The organism is Spectribacter hydrogenoxidans, from assembly GCF_031846275.1.
GTDB classification, from domain to species: Bacteria; Pseudomonadota; Gammaproteobacteria; order Nevskiales; family Salinisphaeraceae; genus Spectribacter; species Spectribacter hydrogenoxidans.
Genome location: NZ_JAVRIB010000007.1, coordinates 61,154 through 72,174 on the forward strand (window position 1 = coordinate 61,154; position 11,021 = coordinate 72,174).

The 11,021-nt window shown below is 66.0% G+C and carries 11 protein-coding genes; 7 read left to right on the top strand and 4 right to left on the bottom strand.

Features of this window, described 5'->3' with window-relative positions; translation table 11 throughout:
* Window positions 1–15: 15 nt before the first annotated feature.
* Genes RM532_RS08075 through RM532_RS08085 form a run of 3 tightly spaced genes read left to right on the top strand, consistent with a single transcriptional unit; the run spans window position 16 to window position 2,159 of the window.
* Window positions 16–1,386, top strand: a complete 1,371-nt coding sequence (locus tag RM532_RS08075) for an ABC1 kinase family protein (protein ID WP_311652745.1) — start codon at window positions 16–18, stop codon at window positions 1,384–1,386.
* A gap of 51 nt (window positions 1,387–1,437) precedes the next feature.
* The gene (locus RM532_RS08080; protein WP_311652746.1) at window positions 1,438–1,929 is read left to right on the top strand and encodes a DUF2505 domain-containing protein; all 492 of its coding nucleotides are present in this window, start codon (window positions 1,438–1,440) and stop codon (window positions 1,927–1,929) included.
* Window positions 1,926–2,159, top strand: a complete 234-nt coding sequence (locus RM532_RS08085) for a DUF2970 domain-containing protein (RefSeq protein ID WP_311652747.1) — start codon at window positions 1,926–1,928, stop codon at window positions 2,157–2,159. The genes RM532_RS08080 and RM532_RS08085 overlap by 4 nt, the downstream gene beginning before the upstream one ends.
* A 109-nt stretch (window positions 2,160–2,268) precedes the next feature.
* On the opposite strand, the gene RM532_RS08090 is transcribed toward RM532_RS08085, so the two are convergent.
* Window positions 2,269–3,780: an aldehyde dehydrogenase family protein gene (locus RM532_RS08090; RefSeq protein WP_349255286.1), complete on the bottom strand. Its 1,512-nt coding sequence runs from the start codon at window positions 3,778–3,780 to the stop codon at window positions 2,269–2,271.
* A 397-nt stretch (window positions 3,781–4,177) separates the two neighbouring features.
* On the opposite strand from RM532_RS08090, the gene RM532_RS08095 reads away from it, so the two are divergent.
* The 4 genes from RM532_RS08095 to pqqD all read left to right on the top strand — a co-directional run bounded on the left by RM532_RS08095 (window position 4,178) and on the right by pqqD (window position 8,278).
* Entirely contained in the window at window positions 4,178–6,169 is a 1,992-nt protein-coding gene (locus RM532_RS08095) for a sigma-54-dependent Fis family transcriptional regulator (RefSeq protein ID WP_311652749.1), read from the top strand.
* A 191-nt stretch (window positions 6,170–6,360) separates the two neighbouring features.
* Window positions 6,361–7,278 (top strand): pyrroloquinoline quinone biosynthesis protein PqqB, encoded by a 918-nt coding sequence (gene pqqB, locus RM532_RS08100; RefSeq protein WP_311652751.1) that lies wholly within the window; start codon window positions 6,361–6,363, stop codon window positions 7,276–7,278.
* Window positions 7,275–8,000, top strand: coding sequence for a pyrroloquinoline-quinone synthase PqqC (gene pqqC, locus RM532_RS08105; RefSeq protein WP_311652752.1), 726 nt, complete (start codon window positions 7,275–7,277; stop codon window positions 7,998–8,000). Before pqqB ends, pqqC begins: the two co-directional genes overlap by 4 nt.
* Window positions 8,000–8,278 carry a pyrroloquinoline quinone biosynthesis peptide chaperone PqqD gene (gene pqqD / locus RM532_RS08110; protein ID WP_311652753.1) on the top strand — a complete coding sequence of 93 codons (279 nt, stop codon included), beginning with the start codon at window positions 8,000–8,002 and terminating at the stop codon, window positions 8,276–8,278. Before pqqC ends, pqqD begins: the two co-directional genes overlap by 1 nt.
* Before the next feature lie 12 nt (window positions 8,279–8,290).
* On the opposite strand, the gene RM532_RS08115 is transcribed toward pqqD, so the two are convergent.
* The 3 genes from RM532_RS08115 to pqqA all read right to left on the bottom strand — a co-directional run bounded on the left by RM532_RS08115 (window position 8,291) and on the right by pqqA (window position 10,849).
* The gene (locus RM532_RS08115; protein ID WP_349255287.1) at window positions 8,291–9,211 is read right to left on the bottom strand and encodes a histone deacetylase family protein; all 921 of its coding nucleotides are present in this window, start codon (window positions 9,209–9,211) and stop codon (window positions 8,291–8,293) included.
* Window positions 9,212–9,505: 294 nt separating this feature from the next.
* A complete protein-coding gene (gene pqqE, locus RM532_RS08120; RefSeq protein ID WP_311652756.1) occupies window positions 9,506–10,699 on the bottom strand; it encodes a pyrroloquinoline quinone biosynthesis protein PqqE in 1,194 nt (397 codons plus the stop codon).
* Between the two features lie 72 nt (window positions 10,700–10,771).
* Window positions 10,772–10,849, bottom strand: a complete 78-nt coding sequence (gene pqqA, locus RM532_RS16040) for a pyrroloquinoline quinone precursor peptide PqqA (RefSeq protein WP_423246889.1) — start codon at window positions 10,847–10,849, stop codon at window positions 10,772–10,774.
* Between the last annotated feature and the right edge of the window lie 172 nt (window positions 10,850–11,021).

Below are 11,021 nucleotides of genomic sequence, written 5' to 3' on the forward strand. Positions count from 1 at the left end.
CGACTGGAGCGGCGCATGGCCCGCGACCGCAAGCGTCCCCTGAAGCTCAAGACCGGTTCTTTCGACCGCAATCTGGCGCTGGCCCGCATGGGCATGATTGCCGGCACCCAGATGGCCGGACATACGGTGCGCAACTTCTTTCGCGACAAGGAAGGGCGCGAGGCCTCTGACCGCGAGTTCTACCGCGAGCAGGCCGAGTTTCTGGCCGACGAACTGGGCCGGCTCAAGGGCAGCGTGATGAAGGTGGGGCAGATGCTGTCCGTCTACGGCCAGTACTTCATGCCGCCGGAAGCTATCGATGTGCTGCAGTCGCTGCAGGACGACAGCCCGCCGGTAGCCTGGTCCGACCTGCAGCCGGTGCTGGTCCGGCGCCTGGGCGAGAAACGTCTGGCCGAGCTGGATATCGACCCGGAACCGCTGGCGGCGGCGTCCCTGGGGCAGGTGCATCGCGCCACCCGGCGAGCCGACGGCCGCGAACTGTGCGTCAAGATCCAGTATCCCGGTCTGGCCGAGGCCATTGGCAGCGACATTGCCACGCTCACCCGCATCGTCCGGCTGGCGCGGCTGGTACCGCGGGGGGTGGAACTGTCGGCGGTGATGCACGAAGTGCAGGAGATGATCTACCGCGAGGTGGATTACATGCACGAAGCCCGCATGACGAAGGAATACGCGCAGCGGCTGGCCGACGATGACCGCTACGTGGTGCCGGAGGTGTTCGACGAGTATTCCACCGACACGGTGCTGGTGACCTCGTTCGAGGCCGGCGAGCACGTGCGGTCGCTGGCTGTCCAGGAACTGGCGCAGGAACGGCGTGACCGGCTCGGTCGCAATGCGCTGGCGCTGTTCTTCGGGGAGTTCTTCGAGTGGGGCCGGGTGCAGACCGATCCGCATTTCGGCAACTACCGCATCCGTCTGGATGAGAGCGGTGACGACCGCATCGTCCTGCTGGATTTCGGTGCGGTCCGCGAATTCGAACCCACATTCCTGCAGAGCTACTTCGACATCGTGCGTGGTGCCTTTGATGACCAGCCGGAAAGGCTGGTTCGCGGGGCGGTGGGTATCGGGCTGTTGCGTCCCGATTCCCCGCAACATGTGTACGACGCCTTCGTCGAGGTCGGCATGCTGATGATCGAGCCGTTCTCCGATGACGCGCCGGTGCGGCTGTTGACCGAATCGGGCGCCTACCGTTGGGGCGATTCCGACCTGCCGCGCCGCACCTCCACGGCGATCTCCCGCGCCGCCATCTCGCGGTGGTTCCGCGTGCCGCCGCGCGAGATCGTGTTCCTGCATCGCCGGCTGGGCGGCGTGTTCGTGCTGCTGGCCGTGTTGCGCAGCCACATCCAGGGCCGGCCACTGCTGAAGGATTACCTCTCGCGCCTGTCGTAGCTGCCGCCCGGGGGTGGAATCTGCTAGGATTCGCGCCGCTCAGGAGGGGCCATGCAGACGTCAGAAACCCAGTATCTGGATCACAGCGCCGAGCAGGTGCTTGGCCTGTTCACCACCCGCGACTACTTCGTTCAGAAGTACGAACGCCTGGGCGCCACCGATATCCGGGTTCTCGACTGTCAGGACGATGGCGACCACTTCACCATCACCGTATTCCAGAAGGTGCCCCAGAACACGCCGCTGCCCGGTTTTCTCAAGAAACTGGTGGGGCCCCGCATCGGTATTACCCAGACCGACCGCTGGCAGCGTTCCACCCGCCAGGGTCAGCTCGACGTGGTGTTGCAGGCCGCACCGGTCAAGGTGGGTGTGGCGCTGGCGCTGGCCGAAGCGGACAACGGCAGCCGGCTGGATCTGACCTATGACATCCACGCCCCGGTGCCGCTGATCGGCGGCCGCATCGAGAAGTTTCTTGCCGGTGACGTGATCGCGCGTACCAATACCGATCTGGACGAGACGCGGAAAATGCTTGCGGAGGGGTTGTGAGCGACGACAGACATCGGGACGACTCGCGGGAGGACCGCCCGCCCAGCCTCGGCCAGACCGTGGTGAGCGTGCTTGCCGCCTTCTTCGGGGTGCAGAGCAGCGCCAACCGGGAGCGGGATTTCACCCGCGGCCGGCCGATCCATTTCATCCTGATCGGCCTGGTGGCCACGGTGGCCTTCATTCTGGCGCTGGTACTGATCGTGCGCCTGATTCTGGCCACGGCTGCCTGACGCCAGCGCCGACTGACGATACCGCCGCACACGAAAAAGGCCGGCCACCACGCGGTGACCGGCCTCGCCGCCCGGCGGGTCGCGCCGGGCGAAAGCGACGGTATCAGCCTCAGAGGCCGACGGTGACCGTCTTCGTCTCCAGGTAGTTGTTGAGCACCTGGGCGCCCATCTCGCGGCCCCAGCCGGACTGCTTGTAACCACCGAACGGCAGCGCCGCATCGAACACGTTGTAGCAGTTCACCCACACGGTGCCCGCACGCAGGCGCGAGGCCATCTTGTGGGCTTTGCTGATGTCCTGCGTCCACACGCCGGAGGCCAGGCCATAGACGGTGTCATTGGCCCGCCGGATGAGGTCGTCGTCCGCTTCCTTGAACGGGGTGGCGGTGACCACCGGGCCGAAGATCTCTTCCTGATAGACCTTCATGTCGTCCTTGACATCGGTGAGCACGGTGGGCTCGACGAAGTAGCCCGCGCCCTCGCCCCGGCTGCCGCCGGCCGCCGCGGTGGCGCCCTGGGTCTTGCCGGAATCGAGGAAACCGGTGACGCGCTCCAGCTGGGTGCGCGACACCAGCGGACCCATCTGGGTCTCGGTGCTCATGCCCGGACCCAGCTTGATGTTGCGGGCGATGTTGGAGATGCCCTCGACCACCTGGTCGTAGATGCCTTCCTGCACGAACAGGCGCGAGCCGGCGGCACAGCACTGGCCATGGTTGAAGAAGATGGCATGCGCCGCCCCCTCGATGGCCTTGTCGATATCGGCGTCATTCAGAATGATGTTGGGGCTCTTGCCGCCCAGCTCCAGCGATACCTTCTTGAGGTCGTTGGCGGCAGCCTCGACGATCAGGCGGCCGACCTCGGTGGAGCCGGTGAAGGCGATCTTGTCCACGTCCGGGTGGGCGGCCAGCGGTGCGCCGGCGGTCTCGCCGAAGCCGGTCAGGATGTTGACGGCGCCGTCCGGCACCCCGGCTTCCTGCATCAGCTCGGCCAGCTTGAGCACCGACAGCGGGGTTTCCTCGGCCAGCTTCATCACGATGGTGTTGCCGGTGGCCAGCGCCGGGGCCAGCTTCCAGGCTGCCATCAGCAGCGGGAAGTTCCACGGAATGATCTGGCCGCAGACGCCGATCGGTTCGCGCTTGAGGTAGCTGTGCCACTCGGCGCCCGGGGCGTAGGGGATGGTCGGGGAGATGGTCTCGCCGTTGAGCTTGGTGGCCCAGCCGGCCATGTACTGGAACATTTCGGCCGACAGCGGCACGTCCGCGGCGCGGGCGATGGTGATCGGCTTGCCGTTATCCAGGGACTCGAGCTGCGCCAGCTCCTCCTGGTGTTCCATGATCAGGTCGCCGATCTTCCAGACGATGCGCTGACGCTCGGCCGGCGCCATCTTGCCCCAGGGGCCGTCCTCGAACGCCTTGCGGGCGGCCTTGACCGCCTTGTCCACGTCGGCCTTGCCGGCGGACTGGACGTGGGCGATGACTTCATCGGTGGACGGGTTGTAGACCTCGAAGGTCTCGCCGGACTCGGCGGCGACCCACTGGCCGCCGATGAGCATGTTGCGCGGCGAGGCGATGAAATCCTTCACGCTTGGTTCAAGCGCGACTTCCGAAGCAGCTACTGCACACATAAGGGATACTCCTCCTTGATTATTCGAACGTGACGTACGGCACGCGGCCGTCTTCTCGCTTGCAGCGATCTTCCGCCGCTGCTGGCGTGTGACCGTCCGCTAGGTATAGCAAAATCCGGACCACGCGACAACGCACCCGCAACCCCCTTCCTCCGACCGCAGTCTGCCCGCGAGTGTTCCACTTATGGGGCATCGCGGGCGCGGTTGTGGACGAGGCGGGACAGCCCGGCGCCTGGCCGTCAGCATATCGGGACAGGTGAGGCATAATACACACAGGTGGTTGCAGTGATGCGACCACCGGGTGCGTAATAACGGTGACAGCAAGATCTGCCGTCAAGGCAGGCGATGAACACAAGCCGCGGCCCGCCAGCGGGCCCGTCGGGAGGAGACCGCCATCATGGACCGCCACGAGTCCACCATCATGTCCGTTGCCCGCGGCGGCAGCGTTGCCGACGACGCCCCGCCGGGGCAGCTGATCGGCGGCTCCTGGAAGCGTTGCCTCGAGGATTACGGGCTGGACCCGGCCCGGATCGCCGTGGATGTGCTCACGCATCGCGAACTGGCCGAGCACCGCGACCACATCGGCGAGGTGATCGACATCGCCCGGGCCGAGATGGAGAACCTCGCCGCGCAGATTGCCGGGTCGGGCTACGCGCTGCTGCTCACCAACGCCGAGGGCGTGATTCTCTGTCATCAGGCCGAGGCGGCACTGGAGTCGAACTTTCGCCAGGCCGGTCTGTGGGATGGGGCCGACTGGAGCGAAAGCCGCCAGGGCACCAACGGCATCGGCACCGCGCTGATCGAACGGCGAGCGGTGACCGTCCACTGCAATGATCATTTCGCCACCCGTCATACCAGCCTCTCGTGTTCGGCCGCGCCCATTCACGCGCCGGCCGGCGAGCTGCTGGGCGTGCTCGATGCCTCGTCGGTGCAGTGCGAGGACAGCCGTGCCAGCCAGATGCACACGGTCGCGTTGGTGTCGATGTCCGCCCGGCTGATCGAGAAATGCGTATTCCTCAACACCTACCGGGACGAGACCGTGTTGCGCTTTCACGGCCGGCCCGAGTTCGTCAACCTGGTGCATGACGGCATGCTGGCGGTCAACGGCGAGGGCCGGGTGGTGGCCGCCGACGACAGCGCCGCCATGCAGCTCGGTTACGACGACCGGGATGCCCTGGTAGGCAAGGAAATCAGCCAGTTCTTCGATGTCACCCCCAGTCTGCTGGCCCAGCGGGTGTCGGAAGGCAATCTCACCGTCTGGCCAATCCGCGAGGTGCGCCGCGGCCGCCGCTACTTTGCCTGCGTGCGGGCACCGGGACGGCTGACCGCGGGCGGCCGCAGCAATGCCGCCACCGGGCGCGGTTCGCGGCTGAGTGCCCGGGGCGACCGGCGCGAGACTGTCCGCCCGACCCTGGATGACCTGCAGGGACAGGACCCGCGCATGGCGTTCAACGTGCGCTGCGCCCGGCGCGTGGTCGACAAGGGCGTGCAGCTGATGATCCACGGCGAGACCGGCACCGGCAAGGAAGCCTTCGCCCGGGCGGTTCACGAGGCGGGCGCCCGCGCCGAGCAGCCGTTCGTGGCGGTCAACTGCGCGGCGATTCCCGAATCTCTTATCGAGTCCGAGCTGTTCGGTTACAAGGCCGGGGCGTTCACCGGCGCGCGCCGCGACGGCATGCGCGGCAAGATCCTGCAGTCGTCCGGCGGCACCCTGTTCCTGGACGAGATCGGCGACATGCCGGTCGAGCTGCAGACGCGCCTGCTCCGGGTGCTGGAAGAACGCGAAGTGGTGCCGCTGGGCAGCGAGGTGGCGGTGCCGGTGGACCTCAACCTGATTTCGGCCACCCACGCTCCGCTCAAGACGATGCTGGCCGATGGCCGCTTCCGCGAGGATCTCTACTACCGGCTCAACGGCATCACCCTGACGCTGCCGCCGGTGCGCGAACGTGCCGACCGGGATGCGCTGCTGCGTGCGATCCTGGCCGACGAGGCGGGGGAGGACGCGGTGGAAATGGAGGAATCGGCCGTCGGCGCGCTGATGGCCTATCACTGGCCGGGTAATATCCGCGAGATGCGCAACGTACTGCGCACCGCCGTCGCCCTGTGCGACGGGGGCGTGATCCGGTTGGCCGACCTGCCGGGCGATATCAGCGAGATTTCCGGGCTGGAGTTGCCGGCATCGGCCGGGCGTGTCGCGGCGGACGATAACGGGCAGCCCCCGGCTGCAGCGGCCAATCCGCTGGAATGTGCCGAGCGCGACGCGGTGATGCGGGCGCTGCAACAGAACCGCTGGAACATCACCAACACCGCGCGCCAGCTGGCCATGAGCCGCAATACCCTCTACCGGAAAATGAAGAAACACGACATCGCGCTGTCCTCCGGGCGCTGAATCCGCGGCAGGTGGCCTGGCCACTAGTGGCCAGCAGACGCGCCACCGAACCGCCGTCTGCCGGTGTCCGGTGAGGGTTGAAGCCCGCTATCCGGCGGTTTTGCGCGAGATGCGACCAGTGGCATGGTCCGTGCTGCGGCATAGCCGCCGCGAGGCGCGGTTATCGATTCAACAAGACAAGGAAGGCTCTGGTGCGAGTTCATGTTCTGGGTTCGGCGGCGGGTGGCGGATTCCCGCAGTGGAACTGCAACAGCGGCAACAATCAGCGACTACACGAGGGCACGACGCGGGCGCAGGCGCGCACCCAGTCGTCGATCACGGTCAGCGCGGATGGCGAGCGCTGGGTGCTGATCAACGTTTCCCCGGATGTGCGCCAGCAGGTCATCGGTTTTCCCGGCCTGCGACCGGCGCCGGGCACGCGCGAGACCGGCATCGCCGCCATCGTGCTGATCGACAGCCAGATCGACCACACCGCCGGGCTGCTGGTGTTGCGCGAGGGCGCGCCGCTCAACGTCTGGTCCACTGAGCCGGTGCGCGAGGATCTGTCCACCGGGCTGCCGCTGTTCAAGCTGCTGGAACACTACTGCACGGTGAACTGGAACGAGATTTCCCTGCAGCAGCCCGAATTCCGGATTCCCCAGGCGCCCGGGCTGGCGTTCCGTGCGATCCAGCTGGAATCGGCCGCGCCCCCGTATTCGCCGCATCGCAATGATCCGGACCCGAACCGGGGTGACAACATCGGCCTGCTGATCACCGATGAACGCACCGGTGGCAAGCTGTTCTACGCCCCGGGCCTGGGCAAGACCGGCCCCGGCGTTGCCGATGCCATGGCCGCGGCCGACTGCATGCTGGTGGACGGTTCATTCTTCTACGAGGACGAGATGGTGCGCATGAGCGTGGGCACCAAACCGGCGTCGGCGATGGGACATCTGCGCCAGTCCGGCCCCGGCGGCATGCTGGAGCTGCTCGGGGACTATCCGGACAAGCGCCGGGTGCTGATCCACATCAACAACACCAACCCCATCCTCGATCCGGATTCCCCGGAGCGGGCCGAGGTGGAAGCCGCCGGTGTCGAGGTGGCGTATGACGGGTTGGATATCGAGTTATGAGCGAGCCCTGGCCAAAGGATGAATTCGAACGTCGGCTGCGCGCCAAGGGTGCGCGTTATCACATCCATCATCCGTTTCACCAGATGATGCATGCTGGTGAATGCACCCGGGAGCAGATCCAGGGCTGGGTGATCAACCGGTTTTATTACCAGATCAGCATTCCGATCAAGGACGCCAATCTGCTGGCCAACTGCCCCGACCCGGATGTGCGCCGGGAGTGGGTGCAACGCATTATCGACCACGACGGCGCACCCGGCGAAGTTGGCGGCATCGAGGCCTGGCTGGCACTGGGCGAGGCCGTCGGCGTCAGCCGCGAGACCCTCTGGTCGCAGAAGCAGGTGTTGCCGGGGGTTCGCTTTGCGGTGGACGCCTACGTCAACTTCGTGCGCCGGGTACCCTGGCAGGAGGCCGCCTGTTCGTCACTGACCGAGCTGTTCGCCCCGGAAATCCACAAGCAGCGCCTCACCGGCTGGCCCGATCACTACCCCTGGATCGACGCCGAGGGCCTGTCCTACTTCCGCAAGCGGCTGTCCGAGGCCCGGCGTGACGTGGAACATGGCCTCGATCTTACCCTGGCGTATTTCCGCACCCGGGCCGACCAGGAGCGGGCGCTGGACATCCTGCAGTTCAAGCTGGATGTGCTCTGGGCCATGTTGGACGCCATGACCATGGCCTACGTGCACCACACGCCCCCCTATTTCAACTGCGACGAGGCTAGCTGATGGCCGAGACGATCGATCTGAGCCGGCCGAAGCTGGCGCGCACCCACCGCATGCAGTGGGAGGAAGCCCAGAACTGCTACGTGCTGCTGTATCCGGAGGGCATGGTCACGCTCAATAACAGCGCGCAGGAGATTCTCAGCCGCTGCGACGGGGAGAAAACCGTCAGCGATATCGTTGCTGAACTGCAGGCCGCATTCCCGGGCAACTCGCTGGAGGACGACGTGTTCGAGTTCGTCCGGCTGGCCAGCCAGCAGGGGTGGATCGAACTCGATCCCTGATCGCCGGGTCGGTTACAGCCCGGCCAGCACGCGGACGTGGGCGGCGGCACTCTCGCCCAGCGCGTCGAGATCGTAGCCGCCTTCCAGCACCGAGGTGACCGGCACGTCCGGTCCCACCGCGTCGATTACCGCCCCGGTGACCCAGGCGAAATCCCCGGCCGTCAGTTCGAGGCTGGCCAGCGGATCGGCGCTGTGGGCATCGAACCCGGCGGAGAAGATCACCAGTTGCGGTTGCCAGCGCGCCAGCAGATCCAGCCAGTCGCGGGTGATGGTGCGACGAAAGCCGTCGCCGTCGGTGCCGGCATCCAGTGGCGTCTTCACGATGTGTCCCGGTTCCTGCGCCAGGCTGGAATAGGGGAACAGCGGATGCTGGAAACTGGAGGCGTAGCAGAGCCGCTTCTCGCCGCGGACGATGTCCTCCGTGCCGTTGCCGTGGTGCACGTCGAAATCCAGTACGGCGACACGGTCGAGCTGGTAGGCATCCAGTGCGTGGAAAGCCGATAGCGCCACCGCATTGAACAGGCAGAATCCCATCGCGCGATCGCGCTCGGCATGGTGCCCGGGCGGGCGGATGTTGCAGAAGGCGCGGCTCGGGCCGTCGCCGGCCATCACGTAGTCCACGGCCGCGACCGTCGCGCCGCAGGCAGCCAGGGTGGCATCCAGGCTGCCGGGGCTCATGGCGGTATCCGGGTCGAGGGATACGCGCCCGCGTCGCGGTGAGGCGGCGGCGATGTCCCGCACGTAGGCCGGATCGTGAATGCGGTTGATCTGATCGAGGGCCACCGGCGCGACCGCCGGCTTGTCCAGCAGATCCAGCAGGCCTTCGGCGATCAGCCGGTCACGTACGGCGCCCAGCCGCTGTGGTCGCTCGGGGTGGTAGGGGCCCGGTTCGTGCTCGCCGCAGGCGGGGTGGCTCAAGTACGCGCAGTTCATCGCGCGAGATTAGCCCGAATAGTTCACGAGGGCGACGGGCGCTGCGCCGCCAGCGATTGACCGCATGAATCTGTCCTTGTGTTCTCTGCCTTTCGCGATGGTGCCGGCGCACACCCGCGCCCGTCTATCACGGCGCTTGCGGTTTCTCGCGGTGCTGGGCACCTGCCCTTCGCTAAAACCCTAGCTACGGCTAGGGTTTACGCTCCAGGACGGCACCCAGCTTGCTGCGAATTCCGCAATCACTCGTGATCCCTCATGAACTATCCGGGCCCGCACGAGCGGTCCTGAAGACGCCTAGAAGTTCGCGCTCTTGCTGATTGGCTCGCCGTCGACCAGCCCCTGAAGCCGCTTGGAGTTCTTGGGATTGCGGAAGATCAGCGGCTGCGCGGCGGCTTCGCCGGGGTCGCGTTCGTTGGCCTTGGCCACTGCGTCCGTTACCACATGGTGATCGGGTGATTTGCTGCAGACCGGATCGGCGGCGTACATGTCGCCGGTGAGTATGTAGGCTTGGCAGCGGCAGCCGCCGTAATCCTTGAACCGTTCGTCGCAGCTGCGGCAGGGCTCCTTCATCCAGTCGAGCCCGCGGAACATGTTGAAGGCGTCGGACTCGCACCAGATTTCGTCGATGCTGTGGTCCTTCACGTTGGGAAAGTCGATGTTCGGCAGCTGCCGGGCGGCGTGGCAGGGCAGGGCCATACCGTCGGGCGTGATGGTCAGGAAGATGTCACCCCAGCCGCTCATGCAGGCCTTGGGGCGGTCCTCGTAGTAGTCGGGCACCACATAGTAGAGCTTCATGCGGTTGCCCAGCCGTTCGCGGTATTCGTTGGTCACGCGCTCGGCATGCGCCAGCTGCTCCCGGGTGGGCAGCAGGGCGTCCTTGTTCTCCAGCGCCCAGCCGTAGTACTGGGTGTTGGCCAGCTCGACGTAGTCGGCCTCGAGCGTCTCGGCCATGTCGAGGATCTCGGCGATGTCGTCGATGTTCTTCCGGTGCAGCACGATGTTGAGCACCATCGGGTAGCCATGCGCCTTGATGCGCCGGGCCATCTCCTTCTTCTGTTCGAAGCTGGAGGTGCCGCCGAGGAAGTCGTTGAGCTGTTCGTTGGAAGCCTGGAAGCTGATCTGGATGTGATCCAGGCCGGCCTCGTGCAAGCGGCCCACTCGCTCGTCATCCATACCGACGCCGGAGGTGATCAGATTGGTGTAGTAACCCAGCCGGTGGCCTTCGGCCACGATCGCCTCGAGATCCCTGCGCACCAGCGGTTCGCCGCCGGACAGACCGAGCTGGGTGGCGCCCATCTGGCGGGCCTCGCGCAGCACGCGAATCCAGGCATCGGTGTCGATCTCGCGACCGATGTTGGCCATTTCCGTCGGGTTGCTGCAGTAGGGGCACTGCAGGGGGCAGGCGTAGGTCAGCTCCGCCAGCAGCCACAGGGGCCTGGCAGGGCCGTTGCCGTCATGCCTTGCCGGGAGTCGCTCGACATCGATCATGGGAACCTTCCTGCGCCGGAAAGACGACGGGGGCCCGTCGGGCCCCCGTCGATAACTTCATCGACAACCGTTTTACCGGTTGCAGACATACATCGTGATTTCAAAGCCGAAACGCATGTCGTTGGCCTTGGGAGCATTCCAGTTACGCATTTTGAACTCCTCCAGTTCGGAATGAATGGTCTTTCAGTGCATCCTGAATCATGCAGGGTGCGTGCCAGATGCAGCAGATGTTGTGCCATGTGCGCGCCGGCTGGCCACAAACGCCGGCATGAGCGGCTTTCCGGTGTCCGGGTTATCGACGGTGGCGTGACGGCCGTTCTTG

Excerpts from the sequence above, each read along its gene's own strand:
- RM532_RS08075 (WP_311652745.1), top strand. The coding sequence starts at position 16 with ATGGCCCGCGACCGCAAGCGTCCCCTGAAGCTCAAGACCGGTTCTTTC.
- RM532_RS08080 (WP_311652746.1), top strand. The coding sequence starts at position 1,438 with ATGCAGACGTCAGAAACCCAGTATCTGGATCACAGCGCCGAGCAGGTG.
- RM532_RS08090 (WP_349255286.1), bottom strand. The coding sequence starts at position 3,780 with ATGTGTGCAGTAGCTGCTTCGGAAGTCGCGCTTGAACCAAGCGTGAAG.
- RM532_RS08095 (WP_311652749.1), top strand. The coding sequence starts at position 4,178 with ATGGACCGCCACGAGTCCACCATCATGTCCGTTGCCCGCGGCGGCAGC.
- pqqC (WP_311652752.1), top strand. The coding sequence starts at position 7,275 with ATGAGCGAGCCCTGGCCAAAGGATGAATTCGAACGTCGGCTGCGCGCC.
- pqqD (WP_311652753.1), top strand. The coding sequence starts at position 8,000 with ATGGCCGAGACGATCGATCTGAGCCGGCCGAAGCTGGCGCGCACCCAC.
- RM532_RS08115 (WP_349255287.1), bottom strand. The coding sequence starts at position 9,211 with ATGAACTGCGCGTACTTGAGCCACCCCGCCTGCGGCGAGCACGAACCG.
- pqqE (WP_311652756.1), bottom strand. The coding sequence starts at position 10,699 with ATGATCGATGTCGAGCGACTCCCGGCAAGGCATGACGGCAACGGCCCT.
- pqqA (WP_423246889.1), bottom strand. The coding sequence starts at position 10,849 with ATGCGTAACTGGAATGCTCCCAAGGCCAACGACATGCGTTTCGGCTTT.